This is a genomic window from Lentisphaera profundi, from assembly GCF_028728065.1.
GTDB classification, from domain to species: Bacteria; Verrucomicrobiota; Lentisphaeria; order Lentisphaerales; family Lentisphaeraceae; genus Lentisphaera; species Lentisphaera profundi.
Genome location: NZ_CP117812.1, coordinates 218,958 through 243,640, shown reverse-complemented (window position 1 = coordinate 243,640; position 24,683 = coordinate 218,958). Strand labels below are relative to the sequence as shown.

The following is a 24,683-nucleotide window of genomic DNA, read 5'->3' as shown; positions in this document are numbered from 1 at the left end:
TTGTTATTTTAAGCTTTCTCTCATCTTAAATTCTTTCCAAAGCCCTCCTTTATGAAGCACTGGTCCTTAGTTGTTGCCTTAGTCTACTGTTTGATTTTAGCGCTGTGTTTCCCTGCTCTTGAAGCTCTTGCGTTTCCTAATAAAAGGGGATTATTCCATTTCCCATTCAAGAATGATGAAATTTGGCTTTTTTTTCTTATCATCTTTGCATTTGGCATCGCCCAATTCACTATGCTTCGTCTTCCCGTTGCCATTAGTAAAAAACGACACATCCCCCAACGCTCTATTCATTTCACCATAATTTCTGCAGCATTCATGATGGCCTTACTCATTTTTGGTTTACTTATGGGTACTCTTTTTCTAATCGTATTCGTTAAGGATTTCTTTTTTGTAAGCACAGTATTGATCATAGTGATTTTTTGGGTTTTTTGGTCGTGGTACTTTTATCGGGTCACATCAAAAGTTAAGGCTCAAGATAAAGTCAAAAAAATTCAAACATACTTATGGTCTGGAAGTGCGCTAGAACTTATCATCGCACTTGGAGTTCATATCACTATTCGGGGTAGGAAAACCTGTTGTGCAGACTGGATGAATTTTATTGGTATTATCTGTGGCTTCGCAGTCATGGTTTTTGCGTTTGGTCCCTCGCTCTACTTTCTGATCATGGCACGTCTAAAACAAATACGCCCAGATTCTTTTGAGAATGATGAAGCTAATAGCCCCTCTATCGAAGTACTGGATGAAAATACCGTTTCTTTCATTTTTATTAATAAGGTGATTGCTAGGTCTAAAGATAAGATCAAAGCTCTTGGTAAGTATTTTATCAGCAAAGTTGTCCAAATTAAAAATCAACTTAAAGCCATCATCATTGATGGTGATTTTAGTCGGCTTATTCAGGGGATGCTTTTACTACCTCACTTTTTAAAACAAAGAAAAGTTTTTAGTACCTTATCATTTTCTATGATCATCAAAAGTTATTCTTTCTTCATGGCTTTGATTTGTCTTGTTATGAGCCACTCGATTCAATCAATAGTAAAAAAAACTCCCCCTTCTTTATTGTTGGATGTCCTCATTGCTTTTATTTCTTGGCTGATTTTCTTGATTGTATTTTACCATGTACTTAGACTGACAAAACATAAAATCGAAATCAATAAACTCTTATTCATACTATGGTTAGCAAGTCTTAGCGCAATCATTATATCCCTACTAGCTCATAATATCTCTAAAAGCCTTAGGCATGATTTTTGTCTTTCCCTAAGTTTTTTTATGGGCTTAGTAGTCCTGATTTTCATTTCTTCTAGAGTTATCTTTAGGAAAAAAACATAGACAAACTTTGATCAATCTCTATTTTTTGAGGCTTATAAACTTAGGAACATACTACCACTTAAGGTGGGAGAAGATGTCTGTCACTAAGCCACCGACACGTCGGAATTCTGCAATGAACTGACTAGCGATGGGCATGTTACCTTTACTTACACTCACTTCATAATCACGGGCACCAGAAACGAGCGTTCCAAGACAATTTGCCCAGAGTTCGGGTTCATCACGCATGTCGGGAAGTATGTATTGAGGCTCGTAGTGAGCTTTGCTTAAATTCAGTCCCATGACTTCGGGAATCAAACGTTCTAAAACTTGTAGCTTGGCGCCACCGCCAGTGATGAGCACGGCACTCACTGAGCTATCTTTTTTTGCATGACAGATATCGTGCCAAACAAATGCAAGCATTTCACCTAGACGGGCAACCACCACTTTTTCGACTGATTGTAGCGATACACGTCGTGGGGCAGTTCCTGGTAGACCTTTAAGTTCTATCATGCCATCTTCGCCTTCAGGCAAAGATCCATAGACTTCGATATAAGCTTTTAAAAGTTTTTCTGATTCTTTTGAATGAAGGTCGAAACATTCGGCGAGGTCCATACAAATATGATCCAAGCCAATAGGCAAAGTATTGAGGTATTGCTTATTGCCTTTATAAACTGAGTAATCCAGCGTTCCATAACCTAAGTTTAAGCACAGAGTTCCACGATCAGGATCTTGAGTATTTTGAAAAGCATGAGGAAGGACTCGGCTACTGGGCAATAAGCGCATGATATCGCGTCCCAAGTTTTCTTTAATGAGTCGACGTACACCACCGACATAATTTTGGTCGGCACTAACGATGACGCCATCACAAGAAAGTGCGACCGCCACTTGTCCTGTAGGATCGAGCACTTCTTTTTGATTATCAATGAAAAATTTACAAAACTCCACACAGAGTAATTCGCGGTTCGCTGGGATTTTGTGATCGTTTATCAAAATATCTAATTCACGTATGGCTTCTGCAGTAACGACGCCCTCAGTATCAGATATATAGACATTCGCATTGGCGAGATCGGTATGTAAGCCACTTCCAGAAATATTCACATAGACGTGATCAATATTCACATCATGGGCTAATTCTTCTGCGTGCTGAAGTGCCAAGAGAAGTTGTTCACCTACAACTTGTACGACTTGGATATCACCATTATTGATCTTAAGTGATGGGCGACTCGCACAAGAAAGCAAGCGCGGTTTTCCTTCGACGACTTCGGCTAAAATCACGCGAATATTCATAGAACCCAAATCGAGGGCACAGATTACTGGCGTTTTTTTTGATGACATGTGGGAAGCTTGCTCGCAGATAGTTTTTAAGTCTGCTTCATTGTAACTTTCGAGACTTATTTAATCAATTCAGTGACTCTAAAAAGATCAATGAAAATAACTTTATCCAGAGACTATTTTTTGTAATTCGTCACGGAGTTGCTGCGGACCAAAGAAATAAAGCCCTGCAAAGGCCAAAACAAAAATAATGAAACCAATCATAATAAAAGTGGCTGGCGCCTTTTTTGCCTCATTCTTAGTAGCTGCACGCTGAATTGTCTTATTGACTTTTGGGCTTGCTTTACTGGCTGCCTTAGTTTTCTTCGGCTCTTCTTTAGCTATTGCGCTAAGAACTTTTTTAATATTACTGGGAGTGGCAGAAAGCTTCTGTAATTCACTCACGAGTACTTTGCAATCTTTGGGGCGATCATTGGGATCCATCGCCATCATGCGCTCAAGCAAATTATTTAATTTTTCGTCTTTGATGCCCGGAAGTGGACGCATCTTTCTCTTCAGTCGACTATCCATGACTTGCACATATTCTGCTTTATTACTTAAAGCCTGGGGGTCGCGTTTACTTAGCAGACGATAAAAAATAACGCCTAAAGAATAAATATCAGCTCGGTGATCAAGTGATTTTTCCGCTTTTAATTGCTCCGGAGACATGTAGAGCAGTGTTCCCATGGCCGTACCTGTACGGGTCATATTATTGGCTAGTTCACGGGTAATGCCATAGTCCATAATTTTCAGTTCGCCGGCATGACTTAAAATTATGTTCTCTGGTTTTATATCACGGTGAACAAGGCCTTTGCCATGAAAACTATGCAGGGCATTGGCTAAGCTTGCGACCACCGCAATCGCTTGGGGAATTTCGAGCAAACGGTGCTCCAAAGTCTTACCCTCGACGAGCTGCATGAGAATGCACCAGGAATTATCGACTTTTTCCAAAGTCCGCATATTAACAAAATTATTGAAGTGAGCCATCTTTTGACCAATGGCAAATTCCTGCTTAAAGCGTTTAACAACTTTTTGTTCACGATTGAGGTGAGCGTGAAGAACTTTGAGAGCGGCATGCTGACCGCTACCATCGTCTACGCGGTATACAGTCGCCATACCACCGGTGCCCAGTGGGCGACCGATGATTTTATAGGGACCTATCTGTCTTTGAGCTGCGGCCACGTTTTAGTGGAAGTGCTGTCCGTAGAAAAGATTGACTGCATCGGCTACAATAGGAGAATGATAACGATTCTCTTTGCCGAATTTTTCGTCAAAGAAAGGGACAAACTTCTCTAAGAAGAGCTCACGAATTTCGTCCATCGTCTCGGAATTATAATCACGCTCAAGGAATTTTGGGTGACAAATCACAAAGAGCTGATGAGGAATATTGTGACGGAAGGCAGGACCTTCTACAATAAACTCAGAGAGCGCACGGAAGAGAGCTTCTATCGCTTCTTGACGATCGTGACCACGACCTAATAATTTCGCAAACATCGGGTCAAAACTGGTAAGAGTATTACCACTATTCACATAGCCATAATGACGCATACGATCCGTTCTTTTTGGAGGTAGGTAGCGCTCGATAGTTTTACCGCCCATGGGACCGTAAGTTTTGCTATACGGGTCAAGGTTGGTAATTCTTGCTTCAATTGAGTGACCGCGGAATTCCACATCTTCTTGTTTAAGAGTGATAGGTGCGCCAAAGCCGTAAAGGATTTGCGATCTTAGCAAGTCAATACCCGTAGCGAGGTTTGTCACTGGGTGCTCAACCTGAATACGCGTATTCATTTCGAGGAAATATAAGTTCTGAGATTCTTCATCGTAAATACATTCGAGTGTTGAAACAGAATCTAAGTCACATAAGCGAGCCAATTTAGGGGCAGCTAAAAGCATTTTTTCGACTTGCTTAGCGGCAATAGGATCGGTGTCCATTAAACTTTCTGGCGCTAAGAATTCTTCGATCTCTTTTTGCGATGAACGCATAAGCGTACATTCACGACCATAAAAAGTCAGGTCTTTGAAAAGTTGAATTTCGTAATGACGGGAAACTTCGATATTGAGTTCCATCACGAAATGAGAAGGCCAGCCAAGTGCGTAAGAAATATTCTGAACTTCTTCAAATTTTGCGGGCAATTCTTCTGCACCTTTAAAAATGATCTGACCACGACCACCACCACCTGCAACCGCTTTTAAGCGGAAGCGACGATCGGCGAGTTCGGGACTATCAGTAATCATTTTCTTGTGAGCTTTTAGCGCATCTTCTACGGTGCGAATATCACCCGCACCTGGAACAACTTGTAAGCCTGATTCAATCGCTAAATCACGGGCATTATCTTTCGGGCCCATCATTGCTTGAGTTTTTTCACCTGGACCAATGAAGATATAACCTTCATCAACAATCGCTTTAGCGAATTCAGGTTCTTCTGAAAGCATGCCATAACCAGGATGAACGCCAATTTTGAAACCGTCTTTGCCGAAGAGATCTTCGCCGATTTTGCGGACAATACCACAAGCCGTCAATAAAGTAGGGATATCCATGTAAGGAGTTTTTGCGCGACCCGCAGCAACTTGCTCGGGAGTGAAGTTATCTGGACCAATACAAATGTGGTACTCGGATTGCTCAACGTAAGGGTACTGAGCATCACCTGCAGTATGCAGTGTGGCTGTGAGTACATGGGGCTTCATGATTTCTTTGGCAGCACGTAAAGTATCGGCAGCAATTTCGCCGCGATTACATGAAATGACAAAACAAGGTTTATCTTCGGGAATATGGCCCGTAATGCGAATGGATTCACCGTGCACGGTATCGGCGTGATAGCTCATATCTTTTGTGTTCCTGTTAGACTTTAATAATTTTTTGATAATAAAGCTGATCTCGCCATTTATTCCACATCGGCAGGCCTAAAAATAGAAAAAGGCCGGCTTTTACGCCGACCTTTTAAACACTTTTCAAAGTGCGAAAGAAATTCTTATGCGAGGTAGTCGCGAACTTCTGTTGTAAGAGCATCCACAGTGTAACCGAAGAACTCTGCAACTTTACCACCCGGTCCACACTCACCGAAACGATCTAGGCAGTGGCTAGCACCTTGAAGTCCGATGTAACGGTACCAGCTGATTGAAGAACCGTAATCAATCGCAAAACGACTGCTTACTGCGCCAGGAAGGACGCTTTCTTTGTATTCAGCATTCTGCTCTTCGAAAAGAGTTGAAGAAGGCATACTCACAACGCGAACTGATTTACCATCAGCTTCGAGATTGTTAGCTGTTTGAACGGCTAGATCAACTTCTGAACCAGAAGCCATAAGGATAAGATCAATTGTAGCGCCACTTTCAGCTTTCACGACGTAAGCACCTTTAGCTACATCATTGTCAACTGTACCCGCAAGAGTCGTTAAGTTTTGACGAGACATAAGAAGCGCAGTAGGACCATCAGTTTTTCTGATAGCAACTTCCCAAGCAGCTTTAACTTCGTTAGCATCAGCAGGACGGAGAACTGTAAGGCCAGGAATACACTCGAGAGCCGCTTTGTGCTCTACTGGTTGGTGAGTCGGTCCATCTTCACCTACGAAGAAGGAATCGTGAGTGAAAATGTAAATTGCTGGAGTATTCATCAAAGCTGCCAAGCGGATCGTTGGACGCATGTAGTCAGCGAAAACAAGAAAAGTTGAACAGTAAACGCGCATGCCACCGAAGTTGATCATACCATTGACAATTCCGCCCATACCGTGCTCACGTACACCAAAGTGAAGGTTGCGACCATCGAACTTACCAGTATTGATATCGCCTTCAGCATCTAAACGAGTAAGGTTTGAGCAATCAAGGTCAGCAGATCCACCTAGGAGGTAAGGAACTTGTGCTGCGAGTGAGTTTAAAACCATGTGAGAAGATTTGCGTGAAGCAATTGATTCGCCGACAGGAAAGTCAGGGAAAGAGAATTCAGCAGGAAGCTCGTGGTTTTGGTAAGCGTTCCACTCTTTAAGAAGTTCAGGGTTAGCTTGTGACCAAGCAGCGAAATCCGCTTCCCAAACTTTTTGAGCTTCAGCACCAGCGGCAGCTGTTATTGCACAGAAATCTTTTACCGAATCACTTACGCCGAAAGCTTCGCCGCCAAGTAGTGTTGCACGAAGACCAGAAACTTCTTCAGCACCTAGTGGAGCACCGTGAACTTTATGAGTCCCAGCTTTCGTTGGTGAACCTTTACCAATGATAGTAGTCGCAACGATGATAACTGGCTTATCAGATTGCTTCGCAAGAGTTAAAGCCGAGTCAACCGCGTCGAGATCATTACCATTACATTCGATAACTTCCCAGTTATAAGCGCGGAAACGCATCGCTACATCTTCAGTGAAAGCAAGATCAGTTGAGCCTTCAATTGTGATGCTATTTGAATCGTACACGAGAACTAAGTTATCAAGACCAAGGTGACCAGCAGTAGATGCCGCTTCTGAAGAAACACCTTCCATAAGACAGCCGTCGCCACAGATAGCGTAGATATTTGAATCAACAATTGTGTGATCCGCTGTATTGAATTTTTCGCCTTGGACTTTAGCTGCAAGTGCCATACCAACTGCATTTGAAATGCCTGCGCCCAAAGGACCAGTCGTTGTTTCAACACCATCAGTGTGACCAAACTCTGGGTGACCAGGAGTTTTTGAACCTAGTTGACGGAAATCTTGAAGATCTTTTTTACTTACGTCGTAACCGAAAAGGTGTAAAAGCGAATAAATGAACATAGAACCATGACCAGCGGAAAGTACGAATCTATCGCGGTTGAACCAGTTTGAATCGGCTGGATTGTGTTTTAAATGCTTGCTCCAAAGTACGCTACCGATGTCTGAACATCCCATTGGCATACCTGGGTGACCTGAATTAGCGGCTTGAACACCCTCTGCACTGAGTACTGCGATGTGATCTGAAAGCTCTTTTAATTTTTCTTGACTCATATCAAATATTCCGTGTTATAATTTATGTTAATAAAGTTTATACGTCTATATATCGCTTTTAGCCCATAAATTTCAAGTACTTCTGAAGACTTTAAGACAAAGTTTAAATTTCTTACCATAGGAACTTAGTGATTGCGCACTTTTTTTAGAGAATTTTAAGTAAATTTGCCTAATATGATTACACGTACCAAAACTAAGAGTTATGCAGTACTTCAGGCACGAAGATGCTATCACAGGAGTAACAGGTGCCTTACTTTAGATAAAGCACTCTTAGCTTTTAGTGGTTGTTTCAATTAGTTGATATTTTTTTCTCTAACTGTTTCCAATTTCCTCAAGAACTTCAAGCCAAAGTGTAGTTGAGTCAACTCTGCCATTAAGACTTTGCGTAATGCTATTTCAATTTTATCTAGCTCATTGACTCCAGGCCTTAAAAACTCGAGAATGGTATTTAGACTTAACACACCTTTTTCGGCAACAATTACTTCTAAAACTCGCTCACTATTAGAAGAAATATTAAAATTAATTCTTTGCAGTATTTCCGAAGAAAAAGGCTCGTTAAAGTTAGACGAAATTAGCAATACCCATTCTTCGGAGTCAGATAGAGTACGTCCATTTTTATTCATTTTTTGTAGGATATATTTACGTAAATACTCTTCTTCAATTTCGAAAAACTTCGCAATTTCTTTAATTGGCATTCCCGATTTAAATTTATAGGTAATCAAATCTGCACTAGAGGGTAAATAAACCATTTCAGATGAGCTGTGGTGATACAGTTCTTCATGTTTATGATAGCTTGATTGAACAAGTTTATGAAGCTCTGACCAATTTTGAACATCTTCAGTAATAGCTTTTTGTATTTTTAAGATGACATCAAAAGCACATCGCAAACCTTGATATAAAGCATATAAGAAATCCGCCTTAGAATATTTGTCTAAAATCTCTTCTAATCGTTCACGATGTTTGATATCCCTCTTCTGACCACGAAGATCTTTCTTAGATTTGATTTCACCTTCTTTATCAATTTCTGGCGCTGCATGAAATAAATCTGACCCATAGATAGCCGTATCCAATAAATCAATTACTGAATATTCCTGCATCCAAAAAGCTAAATAATTATCACCCTCAATTTGTATGGTCGTCCCATCCCACTGAAGTTTTATGCATTGCCTGCGAAGACTGTCATCAGCAAATTTTGCGTGAACCGCAATAGCTTTTTTCAAGACTGCATCATTCTTTAATAGCATCCTGAAATAAGGTGCCACGACCAAAAAGTCCTCGAACTTAGCAAATTCATGCTCAACGCCATCAGCTGAACGCACATACTGACAAGGGCTTCTGTACCACAGACTATTCTTGATATGTTCACAAATATTATCAAAATGCTGAAAGAACTTTGAATAGTGCATACTCCAAGCACCATGATTCAGCATCTCTGACAAAGGACTATTTTCCATAGAAACAGGGCTTGGAAGTTTCTCCACATTTTCATGTCCAGAGAGAAGTCGGTTCAGTTGATAGTCGTTTAATGACGCCCCTTCAGTGTCTTCAAAGTAATCTTGAATATGAACACCAGCTCCCTTCACTATCTCTTCTTCAGGTGGATAAATTAACTCACACTTTTCTACAAAAAATCTTCTGAACTCAATAATTCCTCGCCAACCTCTGTCGGTAGCTCTTTGAATGATTTCCAGCAATGACAAGATATCTTTATCGTCAACTAAACCCCAATCTAATTGAAGGGGTTTGTGAATTAATGATAAATTATCACGATCAATGATAGTAAGCTTCCAAGTAACAAAAATCCTTTGAGCTAATTCACGAAGACTATAATTAGGCACATACCCCATAAACTATAGCTCAACTTGGTCTAAGATCAGCGTGGGAAAAAGCATACTACGCTGTGTTTTTAAATACACAACAGATCGTTTAAGGGGTTTCACCTGGTAAAAAACTGCTTCGGTAAATTTATCAAAAAAATGTAACCATTTTGAACATGATACTATTAATTTGTTACTGTATACAGACTTCATACTACGTCCGAGAACCGGCGCATTCCATAAACGCTGTTCCCACTCCTCCATATTCTTAAAATCCGACATCTCATTCCATCCAGTTAAAATTGCGGAGATCATAGCTCCTTAAATATTGTGCTTAAATTAAAGGGGACTTGGGTGCTATTAAACACGAAAATAAAGAAAGACTGCGCAAATCTTGCCAAGAATCGGCATTTAATCACAGGAAGATGACTAAGTGGTGAAATCCTTTCAAATAGAGCTCATTTTAACTCTGCCTTATTGCATCAGTTCATGAGGACGCTAGATTTGGAGACTTATTATCAATGAGAGCCTTATGAGTGTTAAATTAAAAAAAGTTTGCAAGAGCTTTGGCGAGTTGCAGGTACTCGAGGATATCTCTCTCGAAATTGTTCCTGGCGAAATCGTCTCGATTATTGGAGCTTCTGGCTGTGGTAAATCCACTTTGCTGCGTGTCATTGCGGGTCTAGAGGACAGCGATTCCGGTTCAGTTCTTATTGATCCCGAGCTAGAGCATTCCCGTAGTTTTGTTTTTCAGGATCCGCTACTGCTCGATTGGCGTAAACTAGAAGCCAATATTTCTCTACCGTTAGAAATTACCGCCCCTCAAGAAAAATCCAAAGAAACTCTGCTTCAGGAAGTTCTTGCACTCACAAATTTATGCGAACATCGCCAAAAGTATCCTCACGAACTCTCGGGCGGAATGCGCATGCGAGCGTCCTTAGCACGAGCACTCATCACTCAACCAAAACTCATTTTTCTGGATGAGCCCTTTGGCGCCTTAGATGAAATGACTCGCGAAAAACTGAATTTAGAGATTCAGCAAATTCATCAGCAAAAACCCTCCACCATTATTCTCGTCACTCACAATCTCAGCGAAGCTGTCTTCATGAGCCACCGGATTTTTGTTATGGGTCTGAATTCAGGTAGAATTGAAGCTGAGATCACTGTTGACCAAAATTTTCCTCGTGAGGCTAGCTTTTTCAATGAAAACTTATTCCAAGAAAAACTTTGCGAAGTCCGCCAAGTGCTTAGGGAGGCTGAGCGATGAAAAAACTAGCTCCCATAATTTTCTTTGGCCTCTTTTTACTTATTTGGGAAAGCAGCATTCACATCTTCAAGATCAATCCTTTTGTCTTGCCCTCTCCGATCACAGTACTAAAAACCTGCATCGAATATAAACAGGACTTATTTAGAGCAAGCTTTAATAGTGGCCTCGTCTCCTTATGTGGATTTTTGCTCTCTCTCATTGGAGGCTCCCTCATTGCTTTCTTTATGTCGCAATCCAAAGTCATCGAAAACAGCATTTATCCCTATGCTATTTTTTTACAATCAGTCCCGATTGTGGCAATCGCCCCCATTTTTATTCTTTGGTTTGGCGCCGGTACACCATCAATGATTTTGATCTCTTTTATCATTTCTCTTTTTCCCATCATTACTGCCGTCACTACTGGCCTCACCAGAATTGATAGCCAAGTACTGGAGCTCATGAATTTTTATAAAGCGAGCAAATGGCAAATCATGTGTAAAATCCGTATCCCTTCGGCCATCCCCAATCTGATTACTGGGGCAAAAACTTCCGCAGGTCTCGCAGTTGTCGGCGCCATTGTTGGAGAATATTTCACTGGCCTCAGCGGTGAATCTCGTGGGCTGGCCTACCTCATTCAAAGCAATCAGCAAAACGCCAACTACCCCTACCTCTTTGCTTCTAGCCTTTGTGCCGCACTGCTTGGCTGGATCATCTTTATTTCTGTCTCCATTTGTGGAGACTTCATTCTTAAACGCGCCCATTTTGATAGGAAAACACCATGAATAAACTTATGCTCCTCTTCAGTCTTCTGTTCCTCTATTCCTGTAAAGACGAGACTCCAAAAGAAAGCGAACTTACAAAAGTGAAAATTAAACTCAATTGGTTTCCCGAAGCAGAACATGGTGGTTATTTCCATGGTTTGAGTTCCGGTATCTATGAAAAGGCTGGCCTCGATGTAGAAATCGTTGATGGTGGTCCTGGCAATCCCGTTGAGACGGAAGTGGCGATTGGACGTTTTGAATTCGGCATTGCTAATGCGGATAAAATCCTTGCCGTTCGTGAAAATGGTCTGAAAGTTGTAGGCTTACTTGCCCCCTATCAAACTTCACCGCGCTGTCTCATTGCCCACGAAAACGAAAGCCTCGAAAGTTTTGCGGATATCGCAAAAGCGAATCGCCTGATCATCAACGATACCAAGCCCTTTTATAAATACTTGGTCCATAAACATCCAGAAATAAAAAAAGTTCAAACTGTCGCTTATAGCCAGGCACTTTTCCTCGGCGATTTACAAAGTATCATGCAAGGCTATATCAATAGTGAGCCCCTCATCATCCGCGACAAAAGCTTCCAAATCAAAACCCTCTCTCTTGCAGATCTAGGTTATAATCCCTATGCTTCGGTACTCATCTGCAGTGAACAAGTCATCCAAGAAAAGCCTGACTTAGTTAAAGCGATGGTGCAAGCCACTCAAAAAGCTTGGCTCGAATACTTGCAAGATCCTAGCTCGGCCAATAAAATCATCCTCGAACGCAACCCCGAACTTGGCGCTACGCTTAAGCGAAGTTCTGCACTGCTTCCAGGCATGATGAATGCTGACCCCTTTGGTCAAATGACTCCCGAACGTTGGAATACGCTTGCAAAACAGCTCCACGAATCTGGCGTGCTAAAATCTATTCCTACAGATCTCAAGCAAGCCTATAACAGTAGCTTTCTTAAATAGGGCTTGCTGAACGGGATGTTTTTACTTAACTATTAACATTTTGATAGATTTCACCTAAGGTCAGAGATAATGTTTTTGGGCTACTTTGCATAAGCGATCCCTATAAACCGTTTTATGGAAGGATAATTGCGCCTACGGCTCTTAAGTATGTCCATACAAATTCGCCTTGCCACAAAAGATCTTTCCTAAAAAACGCAATTATTCAGTAAGCCCTAAGTAGAATTAACCGCGGCGAAGTTTGCGTATGGTGAATTTAGCCGGATGTAAGTGACGGCGAAAATCTGCAGGAAAGAATGTTCGCCCATGGCAAATTTCTTCCACAAGCATACGAGCACAAAGCGGTGCAGTCGTAAAACCACGAGAACCAAAGCCACTGGCGACAAAGAGTCCTGGCATATATTTCGCTTCGGCTAAGCGAGAGGCTGCATGAGTCCTCTTATTGCCCCCATAAGTTTCTTGGAAATAAGCGAGATCCGGCATTGGCCCGACCACCGGAAGGTAATCTTTTGATTTACAGCGAAAAGCGGTACGACCACCGCAAAACTCTGGCTCGCCTTCAAAATCTGGTAGCAGCTTCTTCAAAGATTCTGCGAGCTCCGCAAAATCACTCTCTCGTAAGCTAGTATCTTCATCATCTTCTTGAAAAGTTGCACCAAGCAAAAAGTCATTCCCATCCTTAAGCAGGTATTTATCTCCATACATATTGGGCAAATCAGGAAAACCTGCCAAGTCCTTGCCTTTAATGTAAGCCAACTGACCACGGAGACTCGATAAATTAAGGATCGATTCGCCATAGATGCTTTCCACTAGATTCGCCGTGCTTGTCCCCGCCGCAATAATAAGCGTATCGGTTTCAAGAATTGAATTATCACTTAAATGTATCATCCAAAGATCTTGCTTGCTCTCAATTTTGATAACTTCAGCCTTGATTAATTCAGCTCCTGATTCATCAAAAAATCTTTGGCAGATAGCAAGGGGATCAATTACTGCGGATTGCTGCATACGCAAAGCTTGTTGTGCGTATGTACTCTGTTTATCCACTGAAATGTATTCACTGCCATGACGTGCCTCAGCATTTTTATAAAGCTCAGTATTTTCACCATCTTTATCCAACTCAAGTGCGCCCGTATCTACCGTAATATCCAGGTCTTTTAAAGTTTGTAAAGAATATTCAGCTCCGCACACAGTCAACATTTCCTGATGATTTCCATGCATGGTAAATAGAGGCATAATCATACCTCGGCGATTACCTGATGCTGCCGTGGCCACTTCACCTGCAGTGTCAATTATGATTGACTCTATATTTTTTCGCTTAAATTCCCTAGCAATACTCGTACCCGCAATTCCCGCACCAATAATGACGGGCTTATGCTTCGGTGTTTGCTTTTGATGGCTATACCAAGGCAATTCTAATTTGGCAAAACGTCTTGTCCCTGGCTCAAACTTTCCATCAAGTCGATGACGCTTGCCTCGAAAACCGGGTACTTTTTTCATCTCAAAACCTGCGTCTGCTAAACCTCTGCGTACAAAACCTGCTGCCGTAAAAGTCGCTAGGGTTGTACCCTCTTTTGAATGATTGGCCAAGAGACGAAACACATCTTCATTCCACATCTCAGGATTTCCTGAGGGGGCAAAACCATCCAAAAACCAAGCATCCGCTTTGAGTGAGCATTCTTTAAAAGTTTCTTTGACATCACCAAACATCAATAGCAGTTGAACCTGCCCTTCTTCAAAATCAATGAGGTGAAAGCCCTGCTTTGTTTTGGGAAGACGCTCCAAAAGTTTTTTGGCGAGTTCCGCAAGTTCACCATAGGGCTCTAGTGCTTTTTTGTGTAGACTCTTTTCAAGAGGGTAAAGTTCACAGGAAAAAAAGATAAGTCGGCAAGTCTTGGAAGATTGACGCCAAGCATCCCATGCCGCTAAAAAATTTAAGCCCGTGCCGAAACCCGTTTCGCCAACAATCAATTCTTCTGCAGTTTCGAGGCGTTCACTAAAATTATTACCTTCAAGAAAAATGCTGCGACTTTCTTCCAAGCCACATTCATCCATAAAGTAAGTATCCGCAAACTTCTCCGAATAGAGTGTTCCGCCTTCAGTAAAAGTCCAAGTATTATCTGCAGAATTCATCTTTGTTTCTCAAAATTATATAAGTTTCCTCAAACTAAAGCTCTCCTAGGCATTTTCACACCCTACTATTGAATTATTCGTCTCGCCTTGCTTGAGACTTATCCATGCAAGGAAGGACCTCATCGCCACATGGAGAACCAGAAAAAAGTATTCAATATCAATACCCTAATCTTTCGTTACTTTTAGCCATTTTGCTGCCGGAACAAGTGTGAGCCCCTGAATGAAAACCGATGTTAAGACAATGAAAAAAATCACATTAAAAATCATAGCTGCATCTTCTAGACCATACATAGCGGGTAGCGTCGCGAGCATAATTGGAACTGACCCACGAAGACCCACCCAAGAAATATATAGTTTCTCATTTTTTTTCATTTTGAAGGGACTTAAACAAAGAAAAACACTCAGAGGTCGTGCGACAAACATAAGAAACAGAGCGATTGTAATTGAGACCCCTGCTACAGGCAGTAACTGACTAGGATAAACCAGCAACCCCAGCATGATAAACATTACAATCTGCATCAGTGAGTCAAGACCATCATGAAAGCTCAAAATTTCAGTTTTGCGTTTTTTGATTCCGTTGCCCAAAACTAATCCTGCAATATAAACGGAAAGATAGCTGTTTCCACCACTCACATCAGACAAACCAAAAGCTAGACAACCAAAAGCTAGTGCCAAAATTGGATAGAGTCCATTTGCTGAAAGCGTCATTCTATTGATCAATTTCATACCAAGCCAACCAACTATTCCGCCGACGATTCCTCCAAACAGAATTTGTATCAATAAGCCCCCGATAATGCTCGGAACTGAACCGCTAGTCCCCATTATAACCCCTATAATTGTCGTCGTCAGTAATATGGCCATGGGGTCATTACTTCCGGATTCCAATTCCAGTATACTTCTTAAATGAGGCCGTGGCTGAATCTTACTTGTACGGAATACTGAGAATACTGCAGCGGCGTCTGTTGAAGAGACAATGGCCGCCAGTAAAAGAGCCTCCGTCCAGGATAAACCACCTGTTCCCAACTCAAAAGTAGTATAGGTCCCTAGCATGAACCAGGCGAAGGATGCAAGTAGTAACATCGGTACTAAAACACCAACAGTTGATAGAACGACTCCCTGAGCTAACACCGGCCGTACATTTTTCCAACTAGTCTCTAGTCCACCTGCAAACAGTATCACCATTAAAGCGGACGAACCAATTGCCTGCATTATTTGGGGACTATCGAACTCCACGCCCCCAATACCTTCTGATCCAGCAAGCATTCCCACCCCAAGAAAAAATAATAGTGCTGGAACACCGAAACGATCGGCCAATTTACTCGAAAAAACTGCCGCAAGTAACAGTATGCCTAGTATCAAAATACCAATTTCAACCGTCATTTATCACCTCCCTAGCTGATACAAAATGTATATACCATATAGTTTTTACCTGAAAATTAACTTTGTCTTTTCTAAACTAAAGCCATTCTAGGTATTCTCCCCCATTAATTCGTTGATTTCTTTGAATTATCCGGCCCCTCTTACTTGAGCCTTATCAATACAAAGTTAGATTCCATTCATGGATAAAACAATTTACACAAAAAATAAATATATCTGGCTACTCAGTAGTTTAGGGATCTTTCTGTTTCTTGCTCCTTTCAGAGCAACTGACTTTCCTGGCGCAGAATTCTTTTCCAGTATCGCCTATTCATGCATCTTGGGAACGGCCATTTTTACGTGTCGAAAAGAAAAACATTTATTGGCCATTTCTGCTGTCCTCAGTTTCCCCGCGGTGATATCTTATTGGGTTCACTCCAACCATCTCTATAGTTCACCCGAAATATTATTAATCTCTGGTTCACTTTTCTACACTTTTTATATTTTCATCATTACCCGTGAAGTTTTACGCATAGATCATTCACTCTACAACAAATTAGCGGCTAGTTTGTGTACCTATTTAATGATTGGCATTGCCTTTACCTATTTCTATACTTTGCTTGAATTAAAGCACCCGGGTTCTTTTTCGTTCCCCGAAACAAGGGTTTTAATGGAACTGAACAAGGAATCTGGACTCCCCCACATGTTCGATTTAATGTATCATAGCTTTGTGACTCTCTCCACTCTTGGTTATGGTGATATCCATCCACGCGATGGCCTCTCTCGTATGCTCTGTATCACCGAAGCCTTAATTGGTCAGATCTATCTCGTCGTCATTGTTGCTGGTATTATTAGTTCGGCTAGTAATAGCCATTTTCATTTAAAGGCTAAAAAGAATAAAGAATGAGTGCTATTATTTGGTTGGGTATTGCCTTCTTTTTTGGAACCCTTGCAAAAATCATTAAACTCCCACCACTCATAGGCTACTTAGCTGCAGGTTTTCTGTTACCAGTCATCGGCTTTGATGATCGTGATGCGCTCAATCAATTTGCCGATCTCGGCGTCACCCTACTACTCTTCACCATTGGCCTGAAACTCAAAGTTAGCAATCTACTAAAAGTACCTATTTGGGCTACAGGCTTAGGTCACATGGCTTTAATTACCGTCGCTATGTCAGGCTTAATATTTTTACTCTCTGCCACCGGCCTCAGCCACTTGAGTGGCCTAGACCTTAAGGCCATTGTGCTCATCGGCTTTGCCTTAAGTTTTTCGAGCACCGTTTTTGTCGTTAAGGTACTCGAAGAAAAAGGGGCGATGAATTCCTTTTACGGCACCCTGGCTGTTGGGATTTTAATTATCCAAGATGGTGCCGCTGTCATTTATCTAGCCGCATCGACGGGCGAGGTCCCTTCTCCCTGGGCCTTGGCACTCTTAGTTGGACTCTACCCCATTTATCTGCTCATGAAAAAGTTTTTAAACTTTATTCAACAGGGTGAACTCTTACTTTTATTCGGCTTACTCATTGCCCTTGGCGGGGCTGTTTTATTTGACTCCTTTGGCATCAAAGGAGATCTAGGAGCACTGATCCTTGGCATCATGCTTGCCAAACATAAATACGCTACTAACCTTGCCAAAGAACTCTTTAATTTTAAAGATCTCTTTCTCGTGGGATTCTTCCTTTCCATTGGCCTCAATGGCTTACCCGATTCAAATATCATTATTATTGCAATCATACTCTCATTAGTACTTCCATTGAAAGCCGGTCTCTTCTTCCTTCTACTCACCAAATTCAGGGTCACTAGCCGTACTGCAATCCTCTCATCTGCCTTGCTCTTTAATTATTCTGAGTTTGGACTCATTGTGGCTAAAGTCGGCGTCGACACCCAAGTTCTCTCGCCAGAATGGCTCACTATCATTGCCCTTTCTCTCGCCATCAGTTTTCTCTATGCCTCTCCTATTTCCGCTAATACTGAAAAATTAATTGCTTTTACCATCAGCAAAGCAAAAAAATTCGAGTCTAAAATACGCCTCCCCGAAGAAACAATTATCGATCCTGGAGATGTCAATATTATTATCATTGGGCTAGGTCGTCTTGGAACAGGTGCTTACGATGAATTCGTCAGTCAAGGCGTCGATAAAATAGTCGGCTTTGACAATGATTCCTCAGTAGTGAAGCGCCACTTGAAAAACAATCGACATGCTATATTGGCCAACTCAGTCGATCCCGATTTCTGGGAACGATTCTGTATTAATCACCCTTCCATCTACATGGTTTTACTCAGTATGCCACAGACCTCAAATAACCTATTTGCCGCTCAACAATTACGCTCAAATAAATTTAGTGGTAAAATTTTTGCCACTGTGAAATACAAAGAAGATGAACAGTTACTCAAAGAGAACGGCGTTGACTACATCTTCAATTTCTATACTTCTGCAGGCGCTGGCTTTGCGAGCGAATCACTTTCCGTTTTCCCAAAAAAGGAAGGCTCCATGGAGCTTTGTGCTGAAAACATCATCTAATTTCAAATAAGACTCTTTTTTTTACTGCTATTTTCGTTTATGCTTCGTTCAATTAATTATCTAAATCATTTAGGGACTTTCTTATGCCAAATACCGGTGCCAGTCATTCTATTACTCTACGTTTACAAATGAATCATCAGCCAGGCCTTTTTGCTCGTGCCACAGAAATTATTGGCACTACTGGAGGCAACATAGGCGCTATTGACATAGTCAAGATTAATAAAGGGAAAATCACTCGTGATGTGACGGTCGACACAAGTAGCGACGAACATAAACAAACGATTATAACCGCCCTAAGCAATGAACCCGGTATCAAAGTCGTTCATAGTTCTGACCGCGTCTTCCTCATGCACCTCGGCGGGAAAATTGAAGTCAATAGTCGCTTCCCGCTCAAATCTCGCGATGAATTATCGATGGCTTACACCCCTGGCGTTGCTCGTGTTTGCCAAGCTATTCATAAAGACCCTCAACTAGCTCATAACCTTACGATCAAAAAAAATACTGTTGCGATCGTCTCTGATGGCACTGCAGTACTTGGCCTTGGCGATATTGGCCCCGAAGCTGCCATGCCCGTCATGGAAGGCAAAGCTATGCTTTTTAAAGAATTCGGCGGTGTTGATGCCTTCCCTATCTGTTTAAATACCACTGATACGGAAGAAATCATTCGTACGGTGAAAGCTATTGCACCGGGTTTTGGAGGTATTAATTTAGAAGATATTTCCGCACCACGTTGCTTCGAGATTGAACGACGTTTACAAGAAGAACTCAATATTCCTGTCTTTCACGACGATCAGCACGGCACCGCTATTGTGCTCATTGCAGGCCTTATCAATGCTCTAAAATTTGTCAATAAAAAACCTAAAGATATTAAAGCTGTGGTTGCCGGCGTCGGCGCGGCGGGGACTGCCTGCACCAAAATGATGCTTGATTTAGGTCTCAAAAATATCATTGGTCTCGATCGCACTGGCATTCTATATCCTGGTCGAGATAATATGAATGAGGAAAAACAGGCCTATGCAGAAATGACGAATCCGCACAAAATTCAAGGATCCATGGATGAAGCGATTAAGGATGCCGATTTATTTGTTGGTTTATCTGGTCCTGGAGTACTTTCGCTTGAGCAAGTCAAAAAGATGGCCAAAGACCCGATCGTTTTTGCGATGTCTAATCCGACTCCAGAAATCATGCCCGAAATTGCCCTACCCCATGTAGCTGTCATGGCCACAGGACGGAGTGATTATCCTAATCAACTCAACAACGTTCTCTGTTTCCCTGGGATTTTTAAAGGCGCACTTAAATGTCGTGCGACATCCATTACTGAAAAAATGAAATTGGCTGCCGCTACTGCCATTGCGGACACAGTAAAAAGTAGTGAACTATGTGCTGAATATATTATTCCAGGCGTCTTTAATAAAGACGTAGCTCGTAAAGTGGCTCGTGCTGTAAAGAAAGCTGCCAAATAGATATAAGGGGTTTACTCAGTCTTCTTGTTCCAAGGAGTCTGAGGGCTACTTCTAAATCAAATGGCAAAAGAGTTTAGAACTTTCTAAACTTGTGCTAAGGCCTCAAGTACTTCATCAAGTTTCGCTACTTGACTATCGATACCTTCTTTAATGTCACTTAATTCATAGTCAGTGAAAGCATCGGTAATTACACCTAAGTTTTCAACGACAATTTCCATTTCATTAAGTATTTGACGAAGAAAATCACTATATTGATCTAGGTTAGCTTTGCCTACACCAGCAATTTCACGTGATAGCGCACGGGCAATCAAATCTCTAAGGAGACGTGTCGAGTAACTCAAATGCATTGGCAATTTTTTAGAAGCTAATTGCTTATCCATATAGAACACAGCTTTGAGTTCGTCGTCAATAAATACAGGTACGACGACAGCTGAACATATTTTGAAGTCTACGACTGTTTGTGATTTTTCTACTGCTTGATCCAAGGCATCTTCAATAATGATTTTTTTCTTCTCGATCGCCAACTTTATAAAGCTTCGGCTCAAGTTATAGGAAGCATCACCTGGCTTAGGTTGAACACGAGCACATTCACGTAAATCTTCTTCACCATTTTCGCCCGCATTGATAAAGGCAAAACCACGTTCTAAACCGGTCATTTCCATGTAGACACTAAGAGCTTTCTCCATGACATCATCAACCCCACCTTTTGGATTGAACATCTGTAAAAAACCCATAGCCATCATTAAGCGCGCCGCATCTGGACTCATCTTACCGTCTTCTTCTTTGGCGCCTCTTCTTTTCACGACCTAATTCCCCTTTATCATATTTTATTGCTTGGTTCCATGGAATAATAATGTTACATTATCGCTATGTCTATCGTAAAACTCACACAACTTTGTAACATTAACGACAAAATAATATTTTTATGCGCTTAAAAGACTCTTTAAAAGATAGCGGACAACACACGGTACTCATTGTTGATGATTTAGAAGATAATGTTTTCATTCTAAAATCTTTACTCACTTCACAAAACTATAAAGTACTTGGTGCCTATACAGGTAGGTCTGCTCTAGAAATCTGTTTTGAAGAAAAACCCGACCTCGTCTTACTCGACCTTTCTCTCCCCGATATCAACGGCGTTGAAGTACTTCAAGAAATCCGACAAGAGCCCAGCCTCATTCATACCGGGATTATTATTTTAACCGCCACAAGTTCAAGTGATGTACTCATCAAAGGCTTTATGTTGGGCGCCGATGATTTTATCAAAAAACCCTATCATCATTTAGAGATGCTTGCTCGTATGCAAGCCACTTTAAAACTTCGAGACACCTATGCTCAACTTCGCCATGTCAATGCACAATTAGATAGTCTCAACAAGGGCCTCGAAGTCACTGTAAAAGAGCAAGTGAATGAACTAGAGCAATCGAACCGTCTCAAACGTTTTATGGCGCCACAAGTTATCGATTCTTTGATGACTGAATCTAAAGATTTACTCACCATTAGCGAACGTCGCAAAATATCGGTACTCTTTTTAGACCTTAGGGGATTCACTGCCTATGCCAACTCTGCTAGCCCTGAAAGTTTAATGACCAGCCTCCAGCATTTTCATAAGACGATTGGCCCTGTGATTTTCAAACATCAGGCGACTATTGAACGTTTTACCGGCGATGGACTGATGTGCATTATCGGAGCGCCGAACACCATCCTTGATCATTCAACGGTAGCGCTTGATATGGCAAGAGAAATACGAACGGTATATGAGCAAGAAAAAATTGAACACGGTGAACTACTACCCTTAGATATGTCAATGGGAATTGCTACCGGTGAAGCCACGACAGGAACGATCGGCTTTGAAGGGCGACTCGATTACGCCGCTATTGGCCCTGTAACTAACATGGCTGCAAGACTCTGCGCCAAAGCTGGACCCAATGAAATTTTGATTTCTCACAATGTAAAACTACAAATTACATGCGATAAAGAAGTAAGTTTTGTTGAAGAGGCTGAGGTCAAGGGATTTGACTACAAAGTCAAATACTACAGAGCGTAAAAAACTCCACACCCTAAAAGTAAGGCAAAACTCCAAGGCCAGAATTTCTGCCATAAGTTCTTAGGTCTATTTTCACGTGCATAGGCCTTGATAAAGCGATCCGTTTCGAGTGGTGGCTCATTATCCATGAGGCTGATCCCAAGACTTCAATAAGTCACGTAGGCGTTTCACTGCGTAATGCATACGGCCAAGTGCGGTATTTAGACTCACGCCTTGGATGACTGCTATTTCTTTAAAAGGTATGTTTTCTTGGCGTAAATCCAGTACTTGGCGCTGCTCATTGGGCAACTTAGAGATGGCCCTTTTAAGCGCATCACTCAATTCACCAAAAACTAAACTCTCCCCTGGAACATGATCCGAACAGGACACATCCTCTGGTAATTCATCCATATAACGACGATTTTCTTTTCGAAAATGATCGATGAGTAAATTATGCGAGATGCGCATACTCCAAGCTAAAAAGGTCTGGCGATCTTCATAACGAGGCAAATAAGCGACGACCTTCATCCATGTTTTTTGAAAAAGATCATCCACGAGCTGACTTTGCCCTGGAGCAAGTCGGCTGAGGTAAGCATACAAGGGTAAACGATAACGACCATAAAGTTCGTCAAATGCGCTATCATCACCATTTAAGTATTTTTTTATAACTTGCTTATCACTCTGCATACTGCTTATCTCGATTTTTAGTTTCTTAGTCTTAAGACGTAAAACTTTATCACTTATTGTCCTAGCAATATAACTTTTCCTAACTTTTTTACAAAAGCCGTGCTTTTACTTATCAAATTTAAGCGTTTTTAATTGTGCCAAGAATTCTTCTTTACTAAGTTTTTTCAGCAAATCCTGAGGCCGGCAATGGTCAACCAAATCTGCCGGTAACTCACCTAAAAACTGCGAGGGCATACGTTGACTCATGCGTCGTCCAGCTTTGCGCATCTTTGCCCAAGTCAAAATCAAATCACTCTTGGCACGCGTTAGGGCAACATAAAAAAGTCGACGCTCCTCCGCCAAAGCCTTTAAACCCGATGACTTTTCATGAGGAAACAAATTTTTCTCCATTCCCGTTACATAAACACAAGGGAATTCTAAACCTTTAGAGGCATGTACCGTTAATAACATCACTGTATTAGGATCTTCATCTTTCTCTTGGCGACGACGATACTCTTCCATTAAACCCACTGCTTCTAAATACTCTTGTAAAGGGATGCAACGCTTTTCATCCTTTTCGCGAGCTTCAATAGTATGCACAATCTCTATCACATTCTTATAACGCTTTTCAGCATCTTCCCGCGGCTTATACATACGCCCTAAGCCTTCTATATAGCCTACGCCTTCAAAATAATCATCAACTAACTTGGCTAAGGAAGTCTGTTCTTGGAATTTCTCCCGAAACTCTGCGACACGATTATTGAATTTAACTACCGCATCACTAGAACGCCCAAAATTCTCCATGAATTCCTGATTACATACCAGATCATATACCGAGGTTTTGTGTTCTACTGCTTTCTCGCGCAAAGTTTTTATGGTTCGCGGCCCAATCCCACGAGGCGGTACATCTAAGACTCGTAAAAAGGAGAAATCGTCGCGGGGATTTTGAATTATCTTTAAAAATGCGAAGGCATCACGAACTTCTTTTCGTTCATAAAAAGAGGTGTCTCCAATGACTTTATAGGGAATGCGTCCTCGGCGCATCGCATCTTCTAACGCACGGCTCTGATGATTCGAGCGGTACAAGATAGCACAATCACCATAGGTATTTTCACGACCATTTACTTTATTTAAAATCGAATCAGCAATAGTTTTTGCTTCGCGCTCTTCACTTCCACAGGCCACTACTTTGAGTTTTTCTCCGCCTTCTTGTGCTGACCATAGGTTTTTAACATGCCGCTGCGAGTTAATACTAATCACTTTATTAGCCGCATTCAAAATCACATTGGTGGAGCGGTAATTTTGCTCCAGCTTGATTAAAGTCCCCCCGGGGAAGATCTCAGGAAAAGAAAGAATATTGGCTACTTCAGCACCACGCCAGCTATAGATAGATTGATCATCGTCACCCACGACACAAATATTGGGATTCTCTTTTGGTAGCAGAGCATGCAATAATTCCATCTGAATATGATTTGTATCCTGAAATTCATCTACCATCACGTATTTGAATTTTTGTTGCAGTAAACTGCGAACTTTTTCATCCTTTTGTAGTAAGCGCACGGTGAGCATCAACAAATCATCAAAGTCCATAATATTGAGTGCATGCAAGTATTCTTGATAATAACGATAGATAGATCCTACACGTTGCTCCCAAGCATCCCCCGATTCTTCCAAGTCCTCCGGTGTCTGATTTTTTGCTTTTGCCATACTGATTAAAGAAAGAAGTGCTTTGGGATCCTGACTCATCCCATCTTCAATTAACCCCAGTTCATTAAGTCCTTGCTTAACTAAACCAACCTGATCTCCATATTCCGCTAAGGTGAAATTGGGTGCATACCCGGCCTGATAGGCGTATTTACGCAAAATTTTCATCCCAAATGAGTGAAAAGTACTCACCCAAAGGTCTTTCACGGCTTTCTGGCCAATAAGCTTGCCCGCGCGCTCTTTCATCTCGTTCGCGGCTTTGTTGGTAAAGGTCACAGCAAGGATTTCGTCCGGTTCAGCGCGTCCGCTCTGCACAATAAAGGCAATACGGCTCGTCACCACCATAGTTTTGCCAGTTCCCGCCCCTGCCAGAATTAACAAAGGCTTTTCAGTAGTCATAACTGCTTGACGCTGTTCATCATTTAAACGATCTAGTAATACACTCATAAGGCTCTCAAATTTTTATATTAATACGCCGT

The 24,683-nt window shown here is 41.6% G+C and carries 19 protein-coding genes; 8 read left to right on the top strand and 11 right to left on the bottom strand.

The window, feature by feature from the left end; genetic code table 11:
• Positions 1–51: 51 nt before the first annotated feature.
• A complete protein-coding gene (locus tag PQO03_RS12480) occupies positions 52–1,326 on the top strand; it encodes a hypothetical protein (RefSeq protein ID WP_274153524.1) in 1,275 nt (424 codons plus the stop codon).
• Positions 1,327–1,377: 51 nt separating this feature from the next.
• Here PQO03_RS12480 and PQO03_RS12475 read toward each other — a convergent pair whose 3' ends face one another.
• The 5 genes from PQO03_RS12475 to PQO03_RS12455 form a co-directional block, all read right to left on the bottom strand.
• Complete coding sequence (locus PQO03_RS12475) at positions 1,378–2,640, bottom strand: cell division FtsA domain-containing protein (RefSeq protein ID WP_274153523.1); 1,263 nt, start codon at positions 2,638–2,640, stop codon at positions 1,378–1,380.
• Positions 2,641–2,742: 102 nt separating this feature from the next.
• Positions 2,743–3,798, bottom strand: a complete 1,056-nt coding sequence (locus tag PQO03_RS12470) for a serine/threonine protein kinase (RefSeq protein ID WP_274153522.1) — start codon at positions 3,796–3,798, stop codon at positions 2,743–2,745.
• A gap of 3 nt (positions 3,799–3,801) precedes the next feature.
• Entirely contained in the window at positions 3,802–5,439 is a 1,638-nt protein-coding gene (locus PQO03_RS12465; RefSeq protein ID WP_274153521.1) for an ATP-binding protein, read from the bottom strand.
• Between the two features lie 146 nt (positions 5,440–5,585).
• Positions 5,586–7,559 (bottom strand): transketolase, encoded by a 1,974-nt coding sequence (gene tkt, locus PQO03_RS12460; RefSeq protein WP_274153520.1) that lies wholly within the window; start codon positions 7,557–7,559, stop codon positions 5,586–5,588.
• Positions 7,560–7,852: 293 nt separating this feature from the next.
• Complete coding sequence (locus PQO03_RS12455) at positions 7,853–9,397, bottom strand: hypothetical protein (RefSeq protein WP_274153519.1); 1,545 nt, start codon at positions 9,395–9,397, stop codon at positions 7,853–7,855.
• Between the two features lie 511 nt (positions 9,398–9,908).
• Between PQO03_RS12455 and PQO03_RS12450 the strand changes: the two genes are divergently transcribed.
• From PQO03_RS12450 to PQO03_RS12440, 3 genes are read left to right on the top strand one after another with little or no spacing between them, the layout of a single operon-like run.
• Positions 9,909–10,643 (top strand): ABC transporter ATP-binding protein, encoded by a 735-nt coding sequence (locus PQO03_RS12450; protein ID WP_274153518.1) that lies wholly within the window; start codon positions 9,909–9,911, stop codon positions 10,641–10,643.
• Entirely contained in the window at positions 10,640–11,404 is a 765-nt protein-coding gene (locus tag PQO03_RS12445) for an ABC transporter permease (RefSeq protein ID WP_274153517.1), read from the top strand. The genes PQO03_RS12450 and PQO03_RS12445 overlap by 4 nt, the downstream gene beginning before the upstream one ends.
• Complete coding sequence (locus PQO03_RS12440) at positions 11,401–12,342, top strand: ABC transporter substrate-binding protein (protein ID WP_274153516.1); 942 nt, start codon at positions 11,401–11,403, stop codon at positions 12,340–12,342. The genes PQO03_RS12445 and PQO03_RS12440 overlap by 4 nt, the downstream gene beginning before the upstream one ends.
• 222 nt (positions 12,343–12,564) lie before the next feature.
• On the opposite strand, the gene mnmC1 is transcribed toward PQO03_RS12440, so the two are convergent.
• Positions 12,565–14,469: an FAD-dependent 5-carboxymethylaminomethyl-2-thiouridine(34) oxidoreductase MnmC1 gene (gene mnmC1, locus PQO03_RS12435; protein WP_274153515.1), complete on the bottom strand. Its 1,905-nt coding sequence runs from the start codon at positions 14,467–14,469 to the stop codon at positions 12,565–12,567.
• Positions 14,470–14,634: 165 nt separating this feature from the next.
• Positions 14,635–15,849, bottom strand: coding sequence for a potassium/proton antiporter (locus tag PQO03_RS12430; protein ID WP_274153514.1), 1,215 nt, complete (start codon positions 15,847–15,849; stop codon positions 14,635–14,637).
• A gap of 178 nt (positions 15,850–16,027) precedes the next feature.
• Between PQO03_RS12430 and PQO03_RS12425 the strand changes: the two genes are divergently transcribed.
• The 3 genes from PQO03_RS12425 to PQO03_RS12415 all read left to right on the top strand — a co-directional run bounded on the left by PQO03_RS12425 (position 16,028) and on the right by PQO03_RS12415 (position 19,808).
• The gene (locus PQO03_RS12425; RefSeq protein ID WP_274153513.1) at positions 16,028–16,732 is read left to right on the top strand and encodes a potassium channel family protein; all 705 of its coding nucleotides are present in this window, start codon (positions 16,028–16,030) and stop codon (positions 16,730–16,732) included.
• Positions 16,729–18,345, top strand: a complete 1,617-nt coding sequence (locus tag PQO03_RS12420; RefSeq protein ID WP_274153512.1) for a cation:proton antiporter family protein — start codon at positions 16,729–16,731, stop codon at positions 18,343–18,345. The genes PQO03_RS12425 and PQO03_RS12420 overlap by 4 nt, the downstream gene beginning before the upstream one ends.
• Before the next feature lie 83 nt (positions 18,346–18,428).
• The gene (locus PQO03_RS12415) at positions 18,429–19,808 is read left to right on the top strand and encodes an NAD-dependent malic enzyme (RefSeq protein WP_274153511.1); all 1,380 of its coding nucleotides are present in this window, start codon (positions 18,429–18,431) and stop codon (positions 19,806–19,808) included.
• Positions 19,809–19,891: 83 nt separating this feature from the next.
• On the opposite strand, the gene PQO03_RS12410 is transcribed toward PQO03_RS12415, so the two are convergent.
• Positions 19,892–20,611 carry a hypothetical protein gene (locus tag PQO03_RS12410; RefSeq protein ID WP_274153510.1) on the bottom strand — a complete coding sequence of 240 codons (720 nt, stop codon included), beginning with the start codon at positions 20,609–20,611 and terminating at the stop codon, positions 19,892–19,894.
• Positions 20,612–20,733: 122 nt separating this feature from the next.
• Here PQO03_RS12410 and PQO03_RS12405 point away from each other — a divergent pair, with 122 nt between their 5' ends.
• The gene (locus PQO03_RS12405) at positions 20,734–21,855 is read left to right on the top strand and encodes a response regulator (protein WP_274153509.1); all 1,122 of its coding nucleotides are present in this window, start codon (positions 20,734–20,736) and stop codon (positions 21,853–21,855) included.
• Here the strand turns inward: PQO03_RS12405 and PQO03_RS12400 are convergent.
• From PQO03_RS12400 to PQO03_RS12390, 3 genes are all read right to left on the bottom strand, one after another.
• Positions 21,843–21,983 carry a hypothetical protein gene (locus PQO03_RS12400; RefSeq protein WP_274153508.1) on the bottom strand — a complete coding sequence of 47 codons (141 nt, stop codon included), beginning with the start codon at positions 21,981–21,983 and terminating at the stop codon, positions 21,843–21,845. The two genes, PQO03_RS12405 and PQO03_RS12400, sit on opposite strands and share 13 nt — an antisense overlap.
• The gene (locus PQO03_RS12395) at positions 21,976–22,521 is read right to left on the bottom strand and encodes an RNA polymerase sigma factor (protein ID WP_274153507.1); all 546 of its coding nucleotides are present in this window, start codon (positions 22,519–22,521) and stop codon (positions 21,976–21,978) included. Before PQO03_RS12395 ends, PQO03_RS12400 begins: the two co-directional genes overlap by 8 nt.
• 105 nt (positions 22,522–22,626) lie before the next feature.
• The gene (locus PQO03_RS12390; protein WP_274153506.1) at positions 22,627–24,651 is read right to left on the bottom strand and encodes an ATP-dependent helicase; all 2,025 of its coding nucleotides are present in this window, start codon (positions 24,649–24,651) and stop codon (positions 22,627–22,629) included.
• Positions 24,652–24,683: the final 32 nt, after the last annotated feature.

What these genes read in the sequence shown, in the direction of transcription:
- PQO03_RS12475 (WP_274153523.1), bottom strand. Translation starts at nt 2,640, where the DNA reads ATGTCATCAAAAAAAACGCCAGTAATCTGTGCCCTCGATTTGGGTTCT.
- mnmC1 (WP_274153515.1), bottom strand. Translation starts at nt 14,469, where the DNA reads ATGAATTCTGCAGATAATACTTGGACTTTTACTGAAGGCGGAACACTC.
- PQO03_RS12480 (WP_274153524.1), top strand. Translation starts at nt 52, where the DNA reads ATGAAGCACTGGTCCTTAGTTGTTGCCTTAGTCTACTGTTTGATTTTA.
- PQO03_RS12405 (WP_274153509.1), top strand. Translation starts at nt 20,734, where the DNA reads ATGCGCTTAAAAGACTCTTTAAAAGATAGCGGACAACACACGGTACTC.
- PQO03_RS12420 (WP_274153512.1), top strand. Translation starts at nt 16,729, where the DNA reads ATGAGTGCTATTATTTGGTTGGGTATTGCCTTCTTTTTTGGAACCCTT.
- PQO03_RS12450 (WP_274153518.1), top strand. Translation starts at nt 9,909, where the DNA reads ATGAGTGTTAAATTAAAAAAAGTTTGCAAGAGCTTTGGCGAGTTGCAG.
- PQO03_RS12425 (WP_274153513.1), top strand. Translation starts at nt 16,028, where the DNA reads ATGGATAAAACAATTTACACAAAAAATAAATATATCTGGCTACTCAGT.
- PQO03_RS12400 (WP_274153508.1), bottom strand. Translation starts at nt 21,983, where the DNA reads ATGGATAATGAGCCACCACTCGAAACGGATCGCTTTATCAAGGCCTAT.
- PQO03_RS12395 (WP_274153507.1), bottom strand. Translation starts at nt 22,521, where the DNA reads ATGCAGAGTGATAAGCAAGTTATAAAAAAATACTTAAATGGTGATGAT.
- PQO03_RS12465 (WP_274153521.1), bottom strand. Translation starts at nt 5,439, where the DNA reads ATGAGCTATCACGCCGATACCGTGCACGGTGAATCCATTCGCATTACG.
- PQO03_RS12390 (WP_274153506.1), bottom strand. Translation starts at nt 24,651, where the DNA reads ATGAGTGTATTACTAGATCGTTTAAATGATGAACAGCGTCAAGCAGTT.
- PQO03_RS12430 (WP_274153514.1), bottom strand. Translation starts at nt 15,849, where the DNA reads ATGACGGTTGAAATTGGTATTTTGATACTAGGCATACTGTTACTTGCG.
- PQO03_RS12440 (WP_274153516.1), top strand. Translation starts at nt 11,401, where the DNA reads ATGAATAAACTTATGCTCCTCTTCAGTCTTCTGTTCCTCTATTCCTGT.
- PQO03_RS12445 (WP_274153517.1), top strand. Translation starts at nt 10,640, where the DNA reads ATGAAAAAACTAGCTCCCATAATTTTCTTTGGCCTCTTTTTACTTATT.
- PQO03_RS12415 (WP_274153511.1), top strand. Translation starts at nt 18,429, where the DNA reads ATGCCAAATACCGGTGCCAGTCATTCTATTACTCTACGTTTACAAATG.
- tkt (WP_274153520.1), bottom strand. Translation starts at nt 7,559, where the DNA reads ATGAGTCAAGAAAAATTAAAAGAGCTTTCAGATCACATCGCAGTACTC.